At 67.3% G+C, this 20131-nt stretch carries 21 protein-coding genes; 3 read left to right on the top strand and 18 right to left on the bottom strand.

Annotated elements, in window-relative coordinates; genetic code table 11:
• Positions 1-32: 32 nt before the first annotated feature.
• The 7 genes from lnt to JAO75_RS19890 form a co-directional block, all read right to left on the bottom strand.
• On the bottom strand, positions 33-1688 hold the full coding sequence (lnt, locus tag JAO75_RS19920) for an apolipoprotein N-acyltransferase (RefSeq protein WP_199050893.1): 1656 nt from the start codon (positions 1686-1688) through the stop codon (positions 33-35).
• Entirely contained in the window at positions 1685-2719 is a 1035-nt protein-coding gene (locus JAO75_RS19915) for a hemolysin family protein (protein ID WP_199050892.1), read from the bottom strand. The genes lnt and JAO75_RS19915 overlap by 4 nt, the downstream gene beginning before the upstream one ends.
• Before the next feature lie 19 nt (positions 2720-2738).
• Complete coding sequence (ybeY, locus tag JAO75_RS19910; protein ID WP_199050929.1) at positions 2739-3197, bottom strand: rRNA maturation RNase YbeY; 459 nt, start codon at positions 3195-3197, stop codon at positions 2739-2741.
• Between the two features lie 14 nt (positions 3198-3211).
• Positions 3212-4309, bottom strand: coding sequence for a PhoH family protein (locus JAO75_RS19905; protein ID WP_199050891.1), 1098 nt, complete (start codon positions 4307-4309; stop codon positions 3212-3214).
• Between the two features lie 69 nt (positions 4310-4378).
• Positions 4379-5737, bottom strand: a complete 1359-nt coding sequence (gene miaB / locus JAO75_RS19900) for a tRNA (N6-isopentenyl adenosine(37)-C2)-methylthiotransferase MiaB (protein WP_199050890.1) — start codon at positions 5735-5737, stop codon at positions 4379-4381.
• A 207-nt stretch (positions 5738-5944) separates the two neighbouring features.
• On the bottom strand, positions 5945-6628 hold the full coding sequence (locus tag JAO75_RS19895) for a glutathione S-transferase family protein (RefSeq protein ID WP_199050889.1): 684 nt from the start codon (positions 6626-6628) through the stop codon (positions 5945-5947).
• 22 nt (positions 6629-6650) lie between these two features.
• Positions 6651-6890, bottom strand: a complete 240-nt coding sequence (locus tag JAO75_RS19890; RefSeq protein ID WP_199050888.1) for a DUF1127 domain-containing protein — start codon at positions 6888-6890, stop codon at positions 6651-6653.
• Positions 6891-7013: 123 nt separating this feature from the next.
• On the opposite strand from JAO75_RS19890, the gene JAO75_RS19885 reads away from it, so the two are divergent.
• Positions 7014-7949: a transcriptional regulator GcvA gene (locus JAO75_RS19885; protein WP_199050887.1), complete on the top strand. Its 936-nt coding sequence runs from the start codon at positions 7014-7016 to the stop codon at positions 7947-7949.
• A 10-nt stretch (positions 7950-7959) separates the two neighbouring features.
• On the opposite strand, the gene JAO75_RS19880 is transcribed toward JAO75_RS19885, so the two are convergent.
• The 6 genes from JAO75_RS19880 to JAO75_RS19855 form a co-directional block, all read right to left on the bottom strand.
• Complete coding sequence (locus tag JAO75_RS19880; RefSeq protein ID WP_199050886.1) at positions 7960-8730, bottom strand: 1-acyl-sn-glycerol-3-phosphate acyltransferase; 771 nt, start codon at positions 8728-8730, stop codon at positions 7960-7962.
• Positions 8727-9182 carry a Fur family transcriptional regulator gene (locus JAO75_RS19875; protein WP_281433534.1) on the bottom strand — a complete coding sequence of 152 codons (456 nt, stop codon included), beginning with the start codon at positions 9180-9182 and terminating at the stop codon, positions 8727-8729. Before JAO75_RS19875 ends, JAO75_RS19880 begins: the two co-directional genes overlap by 4 nt.
• Positions 9183-9344: 162 nt before the next feature.
• Entirely contained in the window at positions 9345-9830 is a 486-nt protein-coding gene (locus JAO75_RS19870) for a GNAT family N-acetyltransferase (protein WP_199050885.1), read from the bottom strand.
• A gap of 12 nt (positions 9831-9842) precedes the next feature.
• Entirely contained in the window at positions 9843-10526 is a 684-nt protein-coding gene (gene tsaB / locus JAO75_RS19865) for a tRNA (adenosine(37)-N6)-threonylcarbamoyltransferase complex dimerization subunit type 1 TsaB (protein ID WP_199050884.1), read from the bottom strand.
• A gap of 214 nt (positions 10527-10740) precedes the next feature.
• A complete protein-coding gene (locus JAO75_RS19860; protein WP_199050883.1) occupies positions 10741-11301 on the bottom strand; it encodes a NifU family protein in 561 nt (186 codons plus the stop codon).
• Between the two features lie 66 nt (positions 11302-11367).
• Complete coding sequence (locus JAO75_RS19855) at positions 11368-12282, bottom strand: LysR substrate-binding domain-containing protein (RefSeq protein ID WP_199050882.1); 915 nt, start codon at positions 12280-12282, stop codon at positions 11368-11370.
• Positions 12283-12381: 99 nt separating this feature from the next.
• Between JAO75_RS19855 and JAO75_RS19850 the strand changes: the two genes are divergently transcribed.
• Positions 12382-13863, top strand: coding sequence for an NADP-dependent isocitrate dehydrogenase (locus JAO75_RS19850; protein ID WP_199050881.1), 1482 nt, complete (start codon positions 12382-12384; stop codon positions 13861-13863).
• A gap of 19 nt (positions 13864-13882) precedes the next feature.
• On the opposite strand, the gene JAO75_RS19845 is transcribed toward JAO75_RS19850, so the two are convergent.
• The 4 genes from JAO75_RS19845 to JAO75_RS19830 form a co-directional block, all read right to left on the bottom strand.
• The gene (locus JAO75_RS19845; RefSeq protein WP_199050880.1) at positions 13883-14380 is read right to left on the bottom strand and encodes a universal stress protein; all 498 of its coding nucleotides are present in this window, start codon (positions 14378-14380) and stop codon (positions 13883-13885) included.
• A 90-nt stretch (positions 14381-14470) separates the two neighbouring features.
• The gene (gene trpS / locus JAO75_RS19840) at positions 14471-15511 is read right to left on the bottom strand and encodes a tryptophan--tRNA ligase (protein WP_199050879.1); all 1041 of its coding nucleotides are present in this window, start codon (positions 15509-15511) and stop codon (positions 14471-14473) included.
• A 119-nt stretch (positions 15512-15630) separates the two neighbouring features.
• Positions 15631-17154, bottom strand: a complete 1524-nt coding sequence (murJ, locus tag JAO75_RS19835) for a murein biosynthesis integral membrane protein MurJ (protein ID WP_199050878.1) — start codon at positions 17152-17154, stop codon at positions 15631-15633.
• A 205-nt stretch (positions 17155-17359) separates the two neighbouring features.
• Positions 17360-17986, bottom strand: a complete 627-nt coding sequence (locus JAO75_RS19830; RefSeq protein WP_199050877.1) for a thioredoxin domain-containing protein — start codon at positions 17984-17986, stop codon at positions 17360-17362.
• 188 nt (positions 17987-18174) lie between these two features.
• On the opposite strand from JAO75_RS19830, the gene JAO75_RS19825 reads away from it, so the two are divergent.
• Complete coding sequence (locus JAO75_RS19825; RefSeq protein ID WP_199050876.1) at positions 18175-19074, top strand: protein-L-isoaspartate O-methyltransferase family protein; 900 nt, start codon at positions 18175-18177, stop codon at positions 19072-19074.
• Here JAO75_RS19825 and fabI read toward each other — a convergent pair.
• Complete coding sequence (gene fabI / locus JAO75_RS19820) at positions 19071-19901, bottom strand: enoyl-ACP reductase FabI (RefSeq protein WP_343234663.1); 831 nt, start codon at positions 19899-19901, stop codon at positions 19071-19073. The two genes, JAO75_RS19825 and fabI, sit on opposite strands and share 4 nt — an antisense overlap.
• Positions 19902-20131: the final 230 nt, after the last annotated feature.

Raw genomic sequence — 20131 nt, 5'->3', positions numbered from 1 at the left:
CAGGAACGATGTAGCGTAAGGGCATGGTCTGATTAGGGAAAAGATCTTCGATGCCCGCGACGTACAATCAAGGCCATAAAGCAGATCAGAAGCGTGGCCGTCAAAGGAAACCTACCCCATCGGTGATAAACAGTGGCAGGTTCCGCAACTGGAAGCGAAGAATCTGCTATACCTTCAACTGATAGTGGAATTCTCTCCACGACGCGGCCGAAAGGATCGACGACCGCCGAGATTCCCGTATTGGCGGCCCGCACCAGGGGCAGGCCCTCCTCGACCGCCCGCAGGCGCGCCTGCGCAAAATGCTGGTAGGGGCCGGGCGTGTCGCCGAACCACGCATCGTTGGTCACGTTCAGGATGAGATCGGGCCGGGGGCCGTCACCTAAGACTTCTCCAGAAAAAATCGCCTCGTAGCAGATCGTCGCAGCCACCGGCGGCAGGCCCGGGATGGCGAGCGTCATGCGCTTCTCGGCCGGCTCGAATCCGCCCGGAATATGCACGAACTGGCGCAGGCCCACCGCACGGATCAAGGCATCGAGCACCTTCGGCACGTACTCGCCGAACGGCACCAGATGCACCTTGTCGTAGGAGCCAAGGATCGTGCCCCGGTCGTCGATCACCTGGATGGAGTTGTAGAACTTGCCCGCCGCTTCGCCGGGCAGCGGCTCGTCCATGCGGGCCGCGCCCGTGATCAGGACGGAGCCGGGCTCCAGGAGCGCTCCGATCTGAGCCAGCGAGGCGGGGTCGCGGTGGAGCAGGAACGGGAATGCGGATTCCGGCCAGATGAGGTGGGTCGGTGCGGTCCCGTCACGGGTTGGCCGCGCGCTCAGGGACAGGTAGCGCCGCATGATGGCGTCGCGGTTGCGCGGGTTGAACTTGGCGTCCTGGGGCAGGTTCGGCTGCATGATGCGCAGGCGCACCTCAGGGACGGTGGCGGACGCTTCCGACGGCACCCGCCAGAAGCCGAAGCTCGCCATGCCGAGGAGCATCATCGCCGCCAGAGCCGGCGCCATCCAGCGTGCGCGAATCGTGCGGCCGGTGAGCAGGACGGCGGGGGCCGCTCCCATGCAAAGGCTCAGGAAGGTGAGGCCGTAGAGGCCGACCAGGGAGGCGGCCTGCATCAGCCAGAGGTTCTGGCCGAGCGCCATGCCGGGACTGTTCCAGGGAAAACCGGTGAAGAGATGCCCGCGCAGGATCTCGCTGATCGTCAACCCGAGGGCGAAGGCCAGGATGCGCCGGGCGTCTGGCAGCCAGAGCAGGCGGGCCAGCGCGAAGCCGAAGGCCGGGAAGAAGGCGAGGAGGGCCGGCAGGCCCAAAACGCCGAAGGGCATCGCCCAGGCGAACTGGTCGGCCTCCACCAGGAAGGCGGCGCCGAGCCACCAGAGCCCGGCGACGAAAGTGCCGAAGCCCCAGAACCAGCCGAGCAGGGCCGCGGTCTTCAGCGGAGCCCAGCGGGACGGGCCCTCCTTCACGGTGCCGTCAAGGAGCCAGATCGCGGGGGCAAGGGACAGGACGAGCGCCGGCAGAAACCCGAAGGGCGGCATGGCGAGGGCGCCGACGGCCCCGGCCGCGAAGGCCGCGAGCCAGCGGCGCCATCCGCGCGCGTGGGAGCCGAACGCGGCAAACCCCGGCAGGATCCCTGCGATGCCCGACGTCTCCGTCAAGGCATCGCGCTTTGCCAGGCGCATCATTCGGCGGCAGCGCTTTCAGGGCGCGCGGCGACCGGCTGGCCCTCGGTGATCTCCACTTCCGTCGAGGCCATTGTGCGGCGCAGGATGCGAAGCCGCTTCACGCGTCGCGGGTCGGCGTCCAGAACCTCGAATTCGAGCCCGGCCGGGCCCACGATGACCTCGCTGCGGGACGGCACGCGCCCGGCCAGCGTCACGATGAAGCCGCCGATAGTGTCGATGTCCTCGGCGCCCTCCTCCTCGGTGAGGTCGACGCCGAGCGTCTCCTTGACCTCGTCGAGGCTCGCGCGGGCATCGGCGATGTAGGTGCCGTCGGCCGCCCCGACGATGGTGAGGGTTTCATCCTCGTCGTGCTCGTCCTCGATATCGCCCACCACCATCTCGACGAGATCCTCGATGGACACGAGGCCGTCGGTGCCGCCGTACTCGTCGATCACCAGGGCCATGTGGGTGCGGGTCGCCTGCATCCGCACCAGAAGGTCGATGGCCGGCATGGAGCGCGGCACGAAAAGAACCGGGCGCAGGATATTGGCGGAGGCGAGGGTCATCGACAGGTCGATCTGGCCGAGGCTCGGCGGACGGGTCTCGTCGCCTGCGCCCGACTCGGACGCACCGCCGTCGGCCCGCATGGCGATGAAATCGAGAAAGTCCCGGATGTGGACCATGCCCTTGGGGTCGTCCAGGGTCTCGCCATAGACCGGCAGGCGGGAATGGCCGGCCGTGCGGAAGAGGCTGAGCAGCTCGCCGAGGTTGGTGTCGGCCGCCACCGCCACGATGTCGGCGCGGGGCACCATGACGTCCTCCACCCGGATGCGGTGGAAGGAGAGCACGTTCTTGAGCATCGCCCGCTCCTGGGGCGAGAAGTCCGTGTCCTCGACGGTTTCCGCGAGGGCGTCCTCAAGATCGTGGCGGATGGAATCCCGGGGTTTCAGGCCCAACCGGGTCAGAACACGGTCATACCAATGTTCTCGCGGGTCTTCATCGTCCGATAAAGCTCGGACGGGGCGTTCGTGACGACTTCGATCTTCGTTCATTGCCGTGGGCTGTCAGCCGTTATGCTGCCATATCGCGATAGGGGTCGGCGATGCCAAGGGTGGCGAGCGCCTTGACCTCGAGACCTTCCATGATGTCCGCCTCCGCTTCAACCTCGTGGTCGTAGCCGAGGAGGTGCAGAACTCCATGGACGATCAAATGGGCGAAATGATGCGCAAGCTCCTTGGATTCCTCCTCGGATTCACGCACCAGGGTTTCGTACGCTAAAGCAATATCGCCCAAATGGCGAGGGCCAGCGGCGCCTGGCTGCTCCGGCGCCGGGAAGGACAGCACGTTGGTGGGCTTGTCCTTGTCCCGCCAGGTGCGGTTCAATTCCCGGATCTGGGCGTCGTCGGTGAGCATGACGCTCGCCTCGAACGCCTCATCCGCCTCGTAGGTGACGGCGAGCGCCGCCTCGGCGGCCTTCTGGGCCAGGGCCTCGGCGTCCTTAAGGCGGTCCCAGTCGCCCGCCTCGATCATGATGTCGAGGGTGATCACGGCCTGCGGTCCCGGTAATCCTGGCGCGGGGGCTCCGGCGGGGCTTCGCGGGCGGCCTTGTCGTAGGCGGTCACGATGCGGCGCACGAGATCGTGGCGCACCACGTCCGCTTCCTTGAAGGTCACCCGGGTGATGCCCTCCACCCCGTCCAGGATGCGCACGGCCTCCACGAGACCCGATTTCTGGCCCGGCGGCAGGTCGATCTGCGTCGGGTCGCCGGTGATGATCATGCGCGAGCCCTCGCCGAGACGAGTCAGGAACATCTTCATCTGCATCGTGGTGGTGTTCTGGGCTTCATCCAGCAGCACCAGGGCATTGGTGAGCGTGCGCCCACGCATGAAGGCCAGTGGCGCGATCTCGATCATGCCGGTCTGCAGGCCCCGGTCCACATGGCGCGCTTCCATGAAGTCGTAGAGCGCGTCGTAGATCGGGCGCAGGTACGGATCGACCTTCTCGCGCATGTCGCCGGGCAGGAAGCCCAGGCGCTCGCCCGCTTCCACGGCAGGCCGCGAGATGATCAGGCGGTCGACCTGCCCCGCTTCGAGCAGCGACACCGCATAGCCCACGGCAAGCCAGGTCTTGCCGGTGCCCGCAGGGCCCTCGGCAAAGACGAGCTCGTTGGTTTTCAACGCCTTGATATAGGTGTTCTGCGAGGCGTTGCGGGCGCGCACCGGCCCGCGCCGACGGGTGGAGATCTGGTCGAAGGCCGTGAGGCCCGCGGCCGGCTGTTCCTCGGCCGCCGGAAAGAGGCTGCCCTGGAGGGTGCTCTCCTCGATGGCGCCGTCCACATCGCCGGTCCCGAGCCCTCCGCCCTGGCGGGCGCGCTCGTAGAGCCCTTCGAGCACGCGCCGCGCCATCTCGGAGGCTTCCGGCGTGCCCTTCACAGTGACGCGGTTGCCGTTGGCGATGGCGGTCACGTCGAGTCGGCGCTCGAGATGGGCCAGGTTCTGGTCGTATTGTCCGAAAACGAGGCTGGCGAGGCGGTTGTCGTCGAAGGTGAGGATGATTTCGGCCTCTTCGACGACGCCGGGATGCAAGCTGGTGGGGTTACGTCCCTTTTGTGCTCGTGCGGTCGCGTTGTCCGCTGGGCTCAAATGCCTCTCCTCTGATGATCCGCCGCCAGTGCTGCGACGGACGGATATGGGGTCTCGATGGGGAAGGATCTAGGCCGCGGCCTGGCTGCCGGGCTCGGAAACTTCCCCGAACAGGCTGTTCGAGCCTGCCTGAACAATCCGCACCGTCACGATCTCGCCGACGGCGTGGCGGTCGCTCTCGAACTGCACAGGCTGCAGATAAGGCGACTTGCCTGCCATCTGGCCCGGGTGACGACCCGGCTTCTCCAAGAGAACGTTGAGGGTCTGGCCCACGGTTCCGTGGTTGAAGGCCTGCCGCTGCATTTCCAGCAGGTTCTGCAGCCGCGCCAGACGCTCGGCCTTCACGGCCTCGGCAACTTGCGTCTCGATATCGGCTGCGGGCGTGCCGGGGCGGGGGCTGTACTTGAATGAGAAGGAACTGGCGAAGCCCACATCCGACACGAGCCGCATGGTCTCCTCGAACTCCGCATCCGTCTCGCCGGGGAAGCCGACGATGAAGTCGGAGGAGAGCGCCAGGTTCGGCTGGGCCTTGCGGATGCGCTCGATCAGGCGGCGGTACTCGTCACCCGTATGCTTGCGGTTCATGGCGTCGAGAATGCGGTCGGAGCCGGACTGCACCGGCAGGTGCAGGTAGGGCATCAGAGCCGGCAGGTCGCGGTGGGCTTCGATCAGCTCGTCGTCCATGTCGCGCGGGTGGCTGGTGGTGTAGCGCAGCCGTGCGATGCCGGGGATCTCGGCGAGGCGATGCAGCAGGCGGCCGAGCGACCACACGGAGCCGTCCGGCCCCTCGCCGTGATAGGCGTTCACGTTCTGCCCGATCAGCGTCAGCTCGCGCACGCCCGCATCGGCGAGCCGCAGGGCCTCGTCCACAATCTTCGCGACAGGGCGCGAGACCTCGGCGCCGCGGGTGTAGGGCACCACGCAGAAGGTACAGAACTTGTCGCAGCCTTCCTGGATGGTGAGGAACGCCGATACGCCCCGGTTCCGGATGGCGGCCTTCGACGGCTTGGGCAGGTGGTCGAACTTGTCCTCGACCGGGAACTCCGTGTCGACCACGCGCTCGGAGCGCGGCTTCTTCAGCAGGCTCGGCAGGTTGTGGTAGTTCTGCGGGCCCACCACCACGTCGACGGCGGGCGCCCGGCGCAGGATCTCCTTGCCCTCGGCCTGGGCGACGCAGCCGGCCACCACGACCTTGGTCTCCTGGCCCTGAGCCTGCCGCTCCTGCTTCAGCTCGCGCACGCGGCCGAGCTCGGAATAGACCTTCTCGGCGGCCTTCTCGCGGATGTGGCAGGTGTTGAGGATGACGAGGTCCGCCTCCTCCATGGCTTTGGTTTCGCTGTAGCCCTCGGACGCCAGCATGTCGGCCATGCGCTCGGCGTCATAGACGTTCATCTGGCAGCCATAGGATTTGACGAAGACTTTTTTCACGAGGTCGGCCTGTCGGGTTAAAAATCGAGCGCCCTTTTAAGCCTTTTCATCACGCAAGAGAATAGCGGCCGTTTGGCTCAAGGATTTCGGCGCCCTGTGTCATCCTCGGTGAGCCGCAGGCGAGGGAAGGGGATCCATGGCGGTGTGTGCGTGTGAGTGGATTCCCTTCCCCTCCGCTGCGCTCCGGCCGGGAATGACACCAAGCCTTTACTCCCGGAACGCACCCTCGACCGGGGCCGACAATTCCGCGTCCGCTGTGAGGATTTCGGAAACGACCTTAGCGAAGGCTGGCCGGTGGCTCAGCCGATCGTACCAGCCGGCCAGGTTCTCATGCCCTCTGAATGAAGGCCCGCCCAGGCGCCGGGTCCAGAACACGGTCATGAACACGGCGATGTCCGCCGCCGAGAAGGCGCCGCAGAGGTAGTCCCGCCCCTGAAGCATCCGGTCGAGCGCAGCGAAATGGCCGGCGAGTGCAGGCTCGGCCTCGCGGGCCTTCAGCTCCTTGGCCTCCCAGCGCTCCGGGTCGTCCGGCTTCGGTTCGGTCCGGTGCATGAGGAAGCGCAACGGCGCCAGCATCACCTCGTCGGCGAAGACCTCGATCAGGCGGCAGCGGGCGCGCTCCCTGGGAGCCTTCGGGTAGAGGGCGGGTTCCGGATGGGCGTCCTCCAGGTACTCGACGGTCACGGTCGAATCGTAGAGGGACAGGTCCCCGTCGACGAGAACCGGGACCTGTCCCTTGGGGTTGATCGCCAGCACCTCGGGGTGCTTGGGCGAATAGCCCTTCGTCTGGCTGAAGGTGACCCCGACGCGCTCGAAGGCGAGCCCCTTCTCGTAAAGGGCGATCTCCACTTTACGGGAGAAGAGGCTCAAGGGGCCGGAATAGAGCTTCATCGGGGTGCCTTCCGGGTTGGGGTTATCGGCTCATGGGCGGCGGCAGGTGGTCCTGCCAGGAGGCCTCATTCAAGCCCTCCACGTCGGCCCGCGACAAGCCGATATCATGCAGCGCATGATCGTCGAGCTCGTACAGGATCCTGGAGGTCCTGCGCCGGTCGAGCCAGGCCTCATAGCGCAGAAGCAGATCCATCAGCGTGTTCCTGCTCTCGCGGCGGGTGGTGTGGAACCCAAGATTTGCTGTGGCATATCCGGTCGCCATGACGGTTCTCCTTCGATGGCGTTTCACTGGAGACAAATGTGCTCCCGTGATAGGCTGCAAGCAAACGAGAAGTTCTTGCGTCTTGCCCAAGTATAACTTGGGCAAAGCACCTCAAGGGTTCCCATGTCCCGCCGCCGTCTGCCGCCCCTCAATGCCCTGCGCGCCTTCGAGGCCGCGGCCCGCCACCTCAATTTCGAGAAGGCGGGCGACGAGATCGCCGTCACGGCGAGCGCCGTGGGCCAGCAGGTGAAAGCGCTGGAAGCCTGGCTCGGGCGACCGCTCTTCCTGCGCCAGCCGAGCCGTGGCGTGGTGCTGACGCCCTTGGGCGAGCGCTATGCCGCCTCGCTCTCCGATATCCTCGATCGGCTCGACGAGGCCACCGCCCAGGCCCTGCGGCCGGAGGCTTCGCATGTGATCACGGTGAGCGCCATGCCGAGCCTCGCCTCGAACTGGCTCATTCCCCGGCTCGGCTCCTTCCAGCAGCGCCATCCGGAATTCGACGTCCGGGTTTCGGTCTCGATGCAGCTGACCGATTTCGCCCGCGAGGACGTGGACATCGCGATCCGCTTCGGCCGCGGCGACTATCCGGGCCTGCGCACGGACCTGCTGATGGAGGAGGTCTTCTTCGCCGTGTGCAGCGCGGCCCTGCTCAGCCATCCGGATCGGCCCTTGAGGGAACCCGCCGACCTGCGTCACCATATGCTCATCCATGAGGCCGCAAGCGGCGTACCGGACTACACCACCTGGGACACCTGGCTGAAGACCCTGGGCGTTGACGGCATCGACACGTCGCGCGGCCCGCGCTTCAGCCACACTTATCTCTGCCTCCAGGCGGCGGCCTCCGGGCAGGGTGTAGCGCTCGCGACCAGCGTCCTGATCGGCGATTATCTCAAGGCGGGCCGTCTGGTGCAGCCCTTCCCGCATCAGGTGAAGGGCGCCTACCGCTACTACGTCGTCTGCCCCGAGGCGACCGCCGACCGGCCGGCGCTGGCGGCCTTTCGCGCCTGGCTGCTGGACGAGGCGAGGGTGCAGGCCGCCGCCGAGGCAATGCGGCCCTAATCGAGACGACTTACGCCGCCCTCAACGCCCGCCGCACCTCGGCCTCGGCGAAGGCGGTTGCCTGCTTGCGGCTGCCGTTGAAGGGCATCGGCTCGCCCCAGGTCACCACCACGTCGAGGGGAATGCCCCGGATGAACATCTTGAGATGGGGCGCGAGATCCATGTCGCCGTACCAGGCGATGAAAGGCCGGTCGCGCCGGGTCACGGGCAGGCCGTGGCGGTGGGTGTAGGTGATGGCAAGCGGCTGGAGGAGCACGCGCTCGACGCTGTCGTGCATGAGCGCCGTCTGGGCCGCGCCCACCAGGGAGGAGCGAAAGGGCAGGAGCCGGTTGCCATCGCTCGTGGTGCCTTCGGCAAACAGCACGATCACCTCGCCCTTCACCAGCCGGTGGGCGAGCGCATCGTTCACCTCGGCGGTGGCCTTGCGGCGCTGGCGGTCGATGAACACGGAGCGCTGGAGCGTCGCCATGAAGCCCACCACGGGCCAGCCCTCGATCTCGGATTTCGCGATGAACGAGAGCGGGTGCAGCGATCCGATCACCGGAATGTCGAGCCAGGAGACGTGATTCGACACCACGATGGTGGCCGCCCGGCCCGGCGGGGTGCCGCGCTCGATCACGCGCACGTTGAAGATTTTCAGGAGCGCCCGATGAAACCACACCGGCAGCACGTGCAGGGTGGCCGACCAGCCGAGGCGGAGGGCCAGCATCTGCAGGGGCACGAGCACGAGGCTGCACAGGCCCAGCACCAGGAGCCTCAAGACAACGGCGATTTTTGTCACGCGTCGTCCTTGTCCAGCGGCACCGCGTAGAGCTCGAGCCGGTGATAGACCACCTTGTAGCCGAGCCGCCGGGCGATCTCGTTCTGCAGCGCCTCGATCTCCTCGGAGCGGAACTCGATCACGTCCCCGGTCTCGAGATTGATCAGGTGGTCGTGATGCTCGCGGGCCGCCTGCTCGTAGCGCGAGCGACCGTCGCGGAAGTCGAGCCGCTCGAGAATGCCCTCCGTCTCGAACAGCTTTACGGTCCGGTAGACCGTGGAGAGCGAGATCCGATCGTCCACTTCCGCGGCGCGGCGATGCAGTTCCACCACGTCGGGGTGGTCCTCGGCCGAATCGAGCACCTGCGCGATGATCCGGCGCTGGCCCGTCATGCGCAGGCCCTTCTCGCGGCAGGCGCGCTCGATGGCGTCCGACCGGCGCGTTCTGGCGGATGTGCTGTTGCGTGTGGCCAAGATGAAAACGCTCCTTGAGCCTCGGACCCAAAAGTGGAGACCACTTTTGGGACCCGTCCGATGCTCAGCTTTATAACTTGCGCATCGTTCGGGCGGAAAACCGGGTCCACTTTTCCGCACGATGCGCTCACGCAGGCTTATAGGGGACAGAAGCGAAGCGGGCTATAGGTCCAGCGCCATGGTGAGCGCGGAAGCCTTCGTGCCGTCGGCCTTCCGGTAGTAGCCCTCGCGCCGCCCGGTCTCGCCGAATCCTGCGCGGCGGTAGAGGGCGATGGCGGGCGCATTGCCCTCCTCGACCTCCAGATGCACGCGGGCGACGCCGCGGCGGGAGAGCGCGTCGAGGTGATGCGCCAGCAGCGGGCGCGCATGGCCCTTGCCGCGCGCTTCGGGGGCAACGGCCACCGTGATGATCTCCGCCTCGTCCAGCACGATCCGCGACAGGACGAAGCCCGACGGCTTCGTGGACCGTCCGAGGAAGAGCCCGTCGGCCATGACGCCGCGTTCCCCGAGCATGCGCTCGAAATCGAGCGTGCCCCAGGGGCGCGGGAAGGCCGAGGCGTGGATCGCCGCGAGCCGCGCGGCGGCCTCGGTGCCCACGGGCTCGAAACGGGGAGCGGGCGGGGGGATGAGCCGGCCGAGGATGCTCACTGGGAGTGATTCTTACTGCCGGGCAATCCGCGCGCCGTCCTGCGGCTTGGCATCGGGATCGCGCAGATAGAGCGGCTTCGGCAGGGCCTGGGCCGGGTCGGCCAGCGCCCCGAGGCGCGCCACCCAGGCGATGTCGGCAAACCCGGAGACGTCGCCGATATGGGCCTCGACCCCCTGCATCCGGGCCTCCGCGGCCAGCATGGGGGCGGCCGAGCCGGACACGATGATCGGGCCGGAGCCGAGAAGCCGGATCGCGTCGCGATAGGTCATCAGTCCCGGCGGGATGATCGCCCGTCCGCCCGGCGCGACGGCCTGGATGTAGAGATGGCCGTGCTTGGCGTCGATGGCGGCGGTGCAAAGCCCGCGCCGGTCGCCCACCATCAGCGGGGCGAGATAGGCCGAGAGCGTCGCCACGCCCACGACCGGAATGCCGGCCGCAAGGCCGATGCCGCGGGCGGCGCTGATGCCGACCCGCAGGCCCGTATAGCTGCCTGGCCCGACCGTCACCGCGACCCGGTCGAGGCTCTCGAAGCCGCCGTCCACCTGGGCGGAGAGCCGGTCGAGGAGCGGCATCAGCGCCTCCGCGTGGCCGCGCTCCATGGGAATGGTCTCGGCGGCCAGCGGCACGGTCTCCCCGGCCTGAACGATGCAGGCCGAGCAGGCGCCGAGGGCGGTATCGATGGCAAGAACGCGCAACGTTCGTCTCCGTCAGGTCGTGGCGTTTCTTTAGAGCATGACCGGGAGGAGTGGAAACCCGGTTTGTCGATTGCCCGGAATTTTGACACGGCGCGGCCTCGAGAGGCCGGGTCGGGCCGGCCCGGGCCGGTCCTGGCTCAGGCCAAACAAAAAAGCGCGGCCCAGGAGGGTCGCGCTTCGATTGTCGCCGCCTCGGGCCTGAACCGAGCGGCCCCTAGACCGCCTGCACCTCGCGCACATCGGGGAGGAAGTGGCGCAGCAGGTTCTGGATACCGTGGCGAAGCGTTGCGGTCGAGGACGGGCAGCCCGAGCAGGCGCCCTTCATCACGAGATAGACCGTGCCGTCCTTGAAGCCCCGGAAGGTGATGTCGCCGCCGTCGCCCGCCACTGCCGGGCGGATGCGGGTGTCGAGCAGCTCCTTGATGGTCTCGACGGTGGCCGCGTCCGCATCGTCGAAGAACTCCTCGCCGTCCTCCTGGCTGGCGCCGAAGCCGTTGGCGAAGAGCGGCGCGCCGGTCATGAAATGCTCCATGATCGCGCCGAGGATCGCCGGCTTCAGGTGCTGCCACTCGCCATCGGCCTTCGTCACGGTGACGAAGTCGTAGCCGAAGAAGACGCCGGTGACGCCCGGCACGGCAAAGAGCCGCTCGGCCAGGGGCGAGACTTCGCCCTGCTCGGGAGTCTTGGCCTCGAACGTGCCCTCCGGCATGACCACGCGGCCGGGCAGGAACTTCAGGGTGGCGGGATTGGGTGTGGCTTCGGTCTGAATAAACATCGTCATTTGTCCTCTGCGCCGGTTCAAGGCCGGCCGAGTGTGGGTCTTAGAATGGTTCTAACAGGTTCACTCGGAAATGTGGATCGTCTTATGAGAATTCCAAGCCCGTGACGACCCCGTTCCTTCCCGCCGCTCCAGGGATCTGACCATGTGGTCAGCCAGGCGCTCGGCCGGGATGGACAGGCTCGGCACCCTCATCAGAGCGATCTCGGTGTCGGACAGGTCGGGCGCGCCGGCCGCCGTGTCGATGATGAAGAAATCCTCCGGCACCATCTCCTTGGGCAGGACCGTCAGCCCCAGGCCCGCCCGCACGGCGGCCTGGGCGCCCGCCAGGGACGTGGACGTGTAGGCGATCCGCCAGGGCCGCCCCGCCCGGTCGAGGGCATGGGTTGCCCGCTTGCGATAGACGCAAGGGTGCGGCGAGACCACGAGCGGGAGCGGCCCGCCTCGCTCGAAGGGATCGGGCCGGGTCGAGGCCCAGACCAGGGGCTCGCGCCAGACCCGCACCCCATCGGTCGGCCCCATGGGCTCACGCTTGATGAGGACGAGGTCGAACTCGCCCTCCTTGAAGCGCTCGATGAGGTTGAGGGTGAGGTCGGTGGTCACCTCCAGGGCCACGTTCGGGTGGGCCTCCGCGAACCGGGCCAGCACCCCGGATAGGTGGGTGGTGGCGAAATCCTCCGGCGTTCCCAGCCGCACCAGGCCCTGCATGGTGGGCTCGACCAGACGCGCCACCGCCTCGTCGGTGAGGGACAGGATGCGACGGGCATAGGACAGCAGGGTCTCGCCCTCGGAGGTGAGGGACAGGCTGCGCGGGGTGCGCTCCATCAGGGCGCAGCCGAGCTGTTCCTCGAGGCGCTTGATCTGGAGGCTCACCGTCGGCTGGCTCAGCAGCAGCCGCTCCCCGGCCCGGGTCAGGTTCCCGGTTTCCGCGACGGTCACGAAGGTCCGCAGGAGATCGAAGTCGAGACGCGGCAGCATGACATCACCATTGCGAAATACAATGATAACAAGATTTATTATTTATTTCAACAAAGGTGAGGTCTCCCTCATGGTCTTGGCACCAACGCGGAGATCATCATGAACTTTCACCCCGGAACCCGGACCTTCGTCACCCTCCCCACGGCCACGCCGGTCACCGTCGCCCACGGCGACGGCGTCGGACCGGAGATCATGGATGCGGCCCTGCGCGTCCTTGAGGCCGCCGGAGCAAAGCTTGCCATCGAGGAGATCGAGATCGGCGAGAAGGTCTACCGCCGGGGTCTCTCCGCCGGCATCGCGCCCGAGGCCTGGGACAGCCTGCGGCGCACGGGGCTGTTCTTCAAGGCGCCGATCACCACCCCGCAGGGCGGCGGCTTCAAGAGCCTGAACGTGACGATCCGCAAGGGGCTCGGCCTCTTCGCCAATGTGCGCCCGACCCAGGCCTATGCGCCTTTCGTGGCGACGAAGCACCCGGCCATGGACGTGGTCATCGTGCGGGAGAACGAGGAGGATCTCTATGCCGGCATCGAGCACCGGCAGACCGACGAGGTCTACCAGTGCCTCAAGCTGATCTCCCGGCCCGGCACCGAGCGCATCGTGCGCTATGCCTTCGACTATGCCCGCGCCTCCGGCCGCCGGAGCGTCACCTGCTTCACGAAGGACAACATCATGAAGCTGACGGATGGGCTCTTCCACAAGGTGTTCGACGAGATCGGGGCCGAGTATCCCGAGATCGAGAAGCGGCACATGATCATCGATATCGGCGCGGCGCGGCTGGCCGATTCGCCCGAGCGCTTCGACGTGATCGTGACGCCCAACCTCTACGGCGACATCGTCTCCGACATTGCAGCCGAGGTCGCAGGCTCGGTTGGCCTCGCGGGCTCCGCCAATATCGGCGCCCATGGGGCGATGTTCGAGGCGATCCACGGCTCCGCGCCCGACATTGCCGGCCAGGGCATCGCGAACCCGTCGGGGCTCATCCTCGCCGGCGTGATGATGCTGCAGCATGTGGGCCAGGCGGAGGCCGCGCAGCGCCTGCACAATGCCTGGCTCACCACCATCGAGGACGGCATCCACACGGCCGACATCTACACCCCGGCCGGGTCCACGAAGCAGGTGGGGACGCAGGCCTTCGCGGACGCGGTGATCGACCGGGTCGGCGAGAGCCCGAAGAGGCTCAAGCCCGCGCATTACGACGCGTCGCAGGGCGCGATCCCGATCCCGGCCTACGAGCGCAAGGCGCCTGCCCGCAAGGAGCTTGTCGGCATCGATGTGTTCGTGGAATGGCGCGGCACGCCGGACGACCTGGCCGCGCGCCTGAAGGGCGCCGAGGACGGCCTCGTGGCGCTGAAGCTGATCACCAACCGCGGCGTGAAGGTGTGGCCCGAGGGCCTGCCCGAAACCTTCTGCACGGACCATTGGCGTTGCCGCTTCGAGGCGCATCCGGGCAAGATGCCCAACAAGGCCACCCTGGCGCAGCTTCTCGGCCGCCTGGCCTCGGCCGGGGTGGAGTTCGTGAAGACGGAGCACCTCTTCACCTTTGACGGCACCCCCGGCTATTCCCTCGGCCAGGGGCAGTAGCCGGAATCAAGCATCGGGATCACCCTGCGAGCGCGTCGATCTCCTCGTCCGACAATCCGCCGGGCACGATGACGATGGGGACCGGAAAGGAGGCGGCGGCGCGCCCGCCCAGGGTCGAGACCAGCGGGCCTGGGCCCTCCTTGCCGCTGCCGGCGCCGAGCACCAGGAAGGAGATGTCCTCGTCCTCCTGGATGAGCTTCATGATCTCGTCGGACCGGCTGCCGACGCGGATGGTCTGCTCGGGCTCCACGCCCGCCGCGTTGCGGGCCTCGCGGGCGGCGGCATCGAGGAGCTTCTGGGCCTCCTCGCTCGCCTCCTCGATCATGGCCTCGCCCACGCCGATCCACTCGAAATCGTCGGGCGGGTCGACCACCGCGAGCATTACCATGCTGGCGCCCGTGCGGGCCGCGCGGCGGGAGGCGAAGTGCACCGCCCGGGCGCATTCCGGGGTCTTGTCGACCACCACCATGAATTTCGGGCGGTGGCCCGATTCGTAGGATCGGCGCTTGTCGCTCACGGCACGCTCTCCTGATGAACCCGGATGCTGCCCTGCCTTTGCGTCAAGGGCAAGCCGGTCGCATGCCGCTCTTTTAAACAGCGCATGCGATTAGCGGGAGCGCACGAAACCCACGATGTCCTTGACCGCATCCATGGTGACGGACGCAAGAGCGCGGGCGCGGGCCGAGCCGTCCGCCAGCACCGCATCGATGTGGCCGGGATCGGCCATGAGGCGGCGCATCTCGTCGGCGACCGGCGAGAGCCTCGTCACCGCCACGTCCACGAGCGCCGCCTTGAAGCCGGAGAACTGCGCGCCGCCATGCTGGCGCAGCACCTCTTCCGGGGTGATGTCCATCAGCGCCGCGTAGATCGCCACGAGGTTCTCGGCCTCGGGCCGGGCCTTCAGGCCCTCGACCTCGGAAGGCAGCGGCTCGGGATCGGTCTTCGCCTTGCGCACCTTCTGGGCGATGGTGTCGGCATCGTCCGTGAGGTTGATGCGCGAGTAGTCGGACGGGTCCGACTTCGACATCTTCTTCGAGCCGTCGCGCAGCGACATGACACGGGTGGCCGGGCCCTGGATCATCGGCTCGGTGAGCGGGAAGAAGGCATCGCCGAAGCCGTGCGCGGCAATCGACTCGGCCCAGTCGTTGTTGAACTTCTGGGCGATGTCGCGGGTCAGCTCCAGATGCTGCTTCTGATCCTCGCCCACCGGCACGTGGGTGGCGCGATAGACCAGGATGTCGGCCGCCATCAGGCTCGGATAGGCGTAGAGGCCGACAGACGCGTTCTCCCGGTCCTTGCCGGCCTTGTCCTTGAACTGGGTCATGCGGTTGAGCCAGCCCAGCCGCGCGACGCAGTTGAACACCCAGGCGAGCTCCGCGTGCTGGGGCACCTGGGACTGGTTGAAGACGATGTGGCGCTTCGGGTCGATGCCGGCGGCGAGGAAGGCTGCCGTCACTTCCCGGATCTGGCGGGTGAGGTCGGCGGGGTTCTGCGGCACCGTGATCGCGTGCATATCCACGACGCAATAGATGCAGTCGTGCGTCTCCTGCATGGCCACGAAGCGCTTGATGGCGCCGAGATAATTCCCGAGATGAAGGTTTCCGGTGGGCTGAACGCCCGAGAACACCAGCTCCTTGAACTGCGCCATCGCCTTGAACTCCCACGGGGCGCGCAGGCGAGCCGGATGACCCGCGCGCTGCCCCAGCCCTTTCCAGTGCTACTCTGCGGCGCGGGTTATGACAGGGCCGCGCCGCGATGCAAGGGCCCTCACGGTTTTTTCGTGAGAGAGGCCCAATCGTCGCGGGTGACGGCGCCGGTCGCAAGGGCGGCGAGCGCATAGAGGGCCAGGCCGCCGAGGCAGAGCGCCGCCAGCACGGAGGCATCCGTCCCGGGCAGGGCGCTTCCGGCGCCCAGGAGACCCAGGCTCATGACGAGGGTGGCGACCGCCGTGCGTACCAGGCGGCTCAGGCTCCGGCGGCCGGGCGACCAGAGGCCGAATCGGTGCAGCCCCAGGATCACCGCGCCCGCATGTGCGAGGCAGCCGAGGCTGACGCCCAGGGCGATCCCGGTCGAGCCGAAAGGCCAGGCGAGGAGGAGGGAGGAGGCAATCGTCACGATGAGGCCGAGGCCCGCCGCGGCAAGGGCGGCGCGCAGCGAACCGCAGGCGAAGAGGGTCTGGCTCAAAACCTTCGCCAATGTGGCGAAGGGCATCCCTAAGCTCAGGGCCATGAGCACCAGGGCGGTGCCCTCGGCATCCGCGGACGCGAAGGCGCCACGCTCGAACAGAACCGTGCTGATGGGGCGGGCGAGGATGAACAGGGCGGCGGCGGCCGGCAGGGCGAGCAGCAGCGCCACCTCCAACGCCCGGTTCTGCGCCGTCACGAGGGCCTGGCGTTCACCTGCCTGATGGCGCCGGGCAAGTTCCGGCAGGAGGAGGCTCGCGCTCAAACCCGCCATGAGGCCCAGCGGCAGCTGCATCACCCGCTCGGCATAGTAGAGCCAGGAGATCCCGGAGGGCCAAAAGGATGCGATCTGGGTGGCGGCCAGAAAGTAGATCTGCACCGCGCCGCTGGCGGCGAGCACGGGAAGCCCGGCCGCCAGCAGGCTCTTCAGGAAAGGCGACCGGCGCGGTCGGCGAAAATGGATGAGGCGCGGCCTGCCCTGCAGGAGCGCTGCGGCCACGATGCCGAGCTGGACCAGCCCGGCGAGGCTCGACGCGGCGGCAAGCCATGCGGCCTTTTGGGCCAGAGGAAGATCGAAGCCGCTCTCGAGTGCGACGAGCGTCAGGATCAGCCCGCCATTGACGGCAAGAGGTGCAAGCGCCGTTGCGGTAAAGCGCCCGCGCCAGTTGAGAACGGCAGCAGCCATGGACGCGAGCGTCACGCAGATCACGATGGGAAAGGACAGGCGGGTGTAGAGCGCGACCAGCGCCAGCGTCCCACCATCATCGTGCAGGCCCGGCGCGAGGAGGAGGGCAATGAGGCCCGCGCCGATCTCCACCAGTCCCGTGAGCGCCAGCAGCGCAAGGGCGAAGGCGCTAAGCGCATCGCCCGCCAGCTTGGCTCCTTCGTCCACTTCCACGCGGCTCAAGGCCGGCACGAGCACCGGGTTGAGCCCGCCCTCGCCGAGAATGCGGCGCACGAGGTTCGGCAGGCGGAAGGCCGCCAGAAACGCATCCGCCACCGGACCTGCGCCCAGGGCCTGCGCGAACAGCACGTCGCGCGCGAAGCCGAGGATGCGCGACGCGACGGAGCCGAGGCCGACCAGAAGGGAGGAGCGGATGAGCGACATGCGCCCTGAGGCTTAGCCGGTTCGCTTCGTCTCGTGCAACTTTCCCCTTAACGCCTGCTGAAAATGTGCTGCGCTGTGTCATCCTCAGGCCAAGCGTAGCGAGGGAAGGGGATCCATAGGGTGGAGGGGTTGTGTGGATTCCCTTCCCCTCCACTGACGCTCCGGCCGGGAATGACACCGGAGAGCGTATTAGCGAAATGATCGATCAGCCCCTCGCCTGCGCAATCGCCTCGCGCTTCTGAGCAAGCGTCATGCCGCCCGCGTAGGATTGCGTGGCGACCAGGAAGGACGGGGTGGCGACGAAGCCAAGGGAATCGCCGATCTTGAGCGTGTCCTTCATCCACTGCGCGGTGCGCTCGGCATTGGCGGCATCCTCCAGGCGCGCACGGTCGCCGCCGAGGCGCTCGGCCTCCGAGAGCACCCGGTTGCCGTCCACCGTGCCGCGCAGGCGGAACAGGGCGAGATGCAGGTCGAGGTAGCGTTCGGGGCCGTGGAGCTGGAGATAGGCGAGCGCCGCCTTGTGGGCCGTCACCGAGGGCACGCCGAGCACGGCGAAATTCACCAGCACGTAGGAGAGGTCCGGCTCCGCCTTCAGCAGGGCCGCCAAGTCCCCGGCCGAGCGTTTGCACCACGGGCAGTTGTAGTCGAAATACTCGATCATGATCACGTCGCCGTGCTTGTGGCCGAGGCGCACGGCGGAGGGCAGGGCGAGCGTATCCTCCACCAGCTCGATGGGAACGAGCTGCGGCTCCGGGGCGGATTGCGCGAAGGCGGGAAGTCCGGCGCTCGAGGCGGCAAGACCGGCGAGAAGGGTGCGGCGCGAGAGGATCATGCAGGGCGACTCGTCTGGAGGGAGGCCCCTCGTGCCGGCCGATCATGGCGATGGCAAGGCCAAGCTCCGCCGTCTCGCACACTCGTGAAGACCGGGCCTGACACGACCATCGGCTACTCAGTTGCACTTAAGCTTTGCACTTGGCCCCGCTTGCGCCGACAATCGCCGCGACAGACGAGGAATGCCCGATGAGTTCCGTTTTCAGCCAGACCGAACTGGCCGTGATTCGACGCGCCTACGCCAAGCAGATTCTCACGCTCTCAGGCATCGCAGACGACCCCAGGCTCGAGGAGGCGATTGCTGTCGTTCCACGCGAACGCTTCCTCGGCGCGCCGCCGTGGCTGATGTCGCGCGGGCTAAGAGGCTACGAGACCGTCGCATCGCACGACCCGGCGGTGCTCTATCAGGATGTGCTCTTCGCCCTCGCGTCCGACAAGGGCGTCAACAACGGCAGCCCGTCCCTTCATGCCCGCTGCCTGCATGTTCTGTCCCTGCGCGAGGGTGCGCGCGTGGCTCATATCGGTGCGGGAACCGGCTACTACACGGCGCTGCTGGCCCATCTTGTCGGCGCAAGCGGGCATGTGCTCGCCGTCGAGTTCGATCCCGTTCTCGCCGAGCGCGCCCGGGACAATCTGGCGGACCTGCCCAATGTCACCGTCGTCCAGGGCGACGGCGCCGAATGGCCGCGCGAGGATGTGGATGCCGTTTACGTGAATTTCGCCGTCGGGCGACCGGCCGAGGCGTGGATCGAGCGCCTCAATCTCGACGGCCGGCTCATCTTTCCCCTCGGCGTTCCCCAGCCGAAGCCGAGCCCGGGGGGAGGGAGGCACTCGCTTTACGGCGCGGGACTGTGCGTGACACGCAAGAGGGATGGCCTTGCCGTGCAATGGCTCGGCCACGTGTCCTTCGTCTGCGCGGAAGGGCAGCTGGCGCAGCCGGGAGAGGAGCGGCAGGCGCTGCAGGCCGCCTTCGAGGGCGGCGGGATGGAATTCGTGCGCAGCCTGATCTGGCGCGAACCCGCCCCGCCCGGACGGTGCTGCTTCACCGGCTCGGGATGGGCCCTGTCCTACGACGAGGTGAAGGACTAGCCTTCCTCGCCCGTTACGCCGGCGGCGTCCTGGGCCTTGAGCACCTCGGGGCGTGGCATGGAGATGATGTTGTAGCCGGAATCCACGTAGTGGATCTCGCCCGTCACGCCGCCGGAGAGGTCGGAGAGCAGGTAGAGGGCCGAGCCGCCCACGTCCTCGATGGTGATGTTCTGGCGCAGGGGCGAATGGGCCTTCTGGTAGGTGAACATGAGGCGCGCATCGGCGATGCCCGCGCCCGCGAGCGTCCGCACAGGGCCGGCCGAGATGGCGTTGCAGCGGATGCCCTCGGGGCCGAGATCGTTGGCGATGTAGCGCACGCTGGCCTCGAGGGCCGCCTTGGCCACGCCCATCACGTTGTAGTTCGGCATGACCCGGGTGGAGCCGCCATAGGTCAGCGTCAGGAGCGAGCCGCCCTTCTTCATGCGCTTGGCCGCGCGCTGGGCGATCTCCGTGAAGGAGAAGCAGGAGATCACCATGGTGCGGGAGAAGTTCTCCCGGGTGGTGACGTCCACGTAAGGGCCCTTGAGCTGCGACTTGTCGGAGAAGCCGATGGCGTGGACCACGAAGTCCAGCCCGTCCCACTGCTTGTCGAGGGTGTCGAACACCGCGTCCACGGAGGCGAGATCCTCCACGTCGCAGGGAATGACCAGGTTGGAGCCGAGCGACTGCGCCAGCGGGGTCACGCGCTTGCCCAGCGCCTCGCCCTGGTAGGTGAAGGCGAGCTCCGCCCCGTGCTGCGACAGGGCCTTGGCGATGCCCCAGGCGATGGAATGGTCGTTCGCGACGCCCATGATGAGGCCGCGCTTTCCTTGCATCAGACCGGTCACGTGGGTTCCCCTCTGCATCGGCTCCAGGGTGCGACGCCAATTGTTATGAAAGTGTGCATCGCGGGCCGGAATTGTGGTGTCGGTGAGCGTGTCCATGCGAGGTCCCCCTTGGAATCACCGGGGCATCGCATGGACCTGTCTCAGGTTGATGACGCTAGAGTATCCGTCTTGATCAAGCGGGTTTTGGGGACCAGTTTCGCTGATCTCGCAAGAGTGCATTGGCCAGGATG

The sequence above is a fragment of the Microvirga splendida genome (genome assembly GCF_016427565.1).
GTDB lineage: Bacteria > Pseudomonadota > Alphaproteobacteria > Rhizobiales > Beijerinckiaceae > Microvirga > Microvirga splendida.
The sequence above is the reverse complement of the archived record's forward strand: the minus strand, read 5'-3'. Positions and strand labels throughout refer to the sequence as shown.

Bases quoted from the DNA above. Each gene is read 5' to 3' on its own strand.
- JAO75_RS19855 (WP_199050882.1), bottom strand. From the start codon at position 12,282: ATGCTGCCGCGTCTCGACTTCGATCTCCTGCGGACCTTCGTGACCGTC.
- lnt (WP_199050893.1), bottom strand. From the start codon at position 1,688: ATGATGCGCCTGGCAAAGCGCGATGCCTTGACGGAGACGTCGGGCATC.
- JAO75_RS19825 (WP_199050876.1), top strand. From the start codon at position 18,175: ATGAGTTCCGTTTTCAGCCAGACCGAACTGGCCGTGATTCGACGCGCC.
- JAO75_RS19895 (WP_199050889.1), bottom strand. From the start codon at position 6,628: ATGAAGCTCTATTCCGGCCCCTTGAGCCTCTTCTCCCGTAAAGTGGAG.
- ybeY (WP_199050929.1), bottom strand. From the start codon at position 3,197: ATGATCGAGGCGGGCGACTGGGACCGCCTTAAGGACGCCGAGGCCCTG.
- JAO75_RS19830 (WP_199050877.1), bottom strand. From the start codon at position 17,986: ATGATCCTCTCGCGCCGCACCCTTCTCGCCGGTCTTGCCGCCTCGAGC.
- JAO75_RS19885 (WP_199050887.1), top strand. From the start codon at position 7,014: ATGTCCCGCCGCCGTCTGCCGCCCCTCAATGCCCTGCGCGCCTTCGAG.
- JAO75_RS19890 (WP_199050888.1), bottom strand. From the start codon at position 6,890: ATGGCGACCGGATATGCCACAGCAAATCTTGGGTTCCACACCACCCGC.
- JAO75_RS19850 (WP_199050881.1), top strand. From the start codon at position 12,382: ATGAACTTTCACCCCGGAACCCGGACCTTCGTCACCCTCCCCACGGCC.
- trpS (WP_199050879.1), bottom strand. From the start codon at position 15,511: ATGGCGCAGTTCAAGGAGCTGGTGTTCTCGGGCGTTCAGCCCACCGGA.
- JAO75_RS19915 (WP_199050892.1), bottom strand. From the start codon at position 2,719: ATGAACGAAGATCGAAGTCGTCACGAACGCCCCGTCCGAGCTTTATCG.
- murJ (WP_199050878.1), bottom strand. From the start codon at position 17,154: ATGTCGCTCATCCGCTCCTCCCTTCTGGTCGGCCTCGGCTCCGTCGCG.
- JAO75_RS19860 (WP_199050883.1), bottom strand. From the start codon at position 11,301: ATGTTTATTCAGACCGAAGCCACACCCAATCCCGCCACCCTGAAGTTC.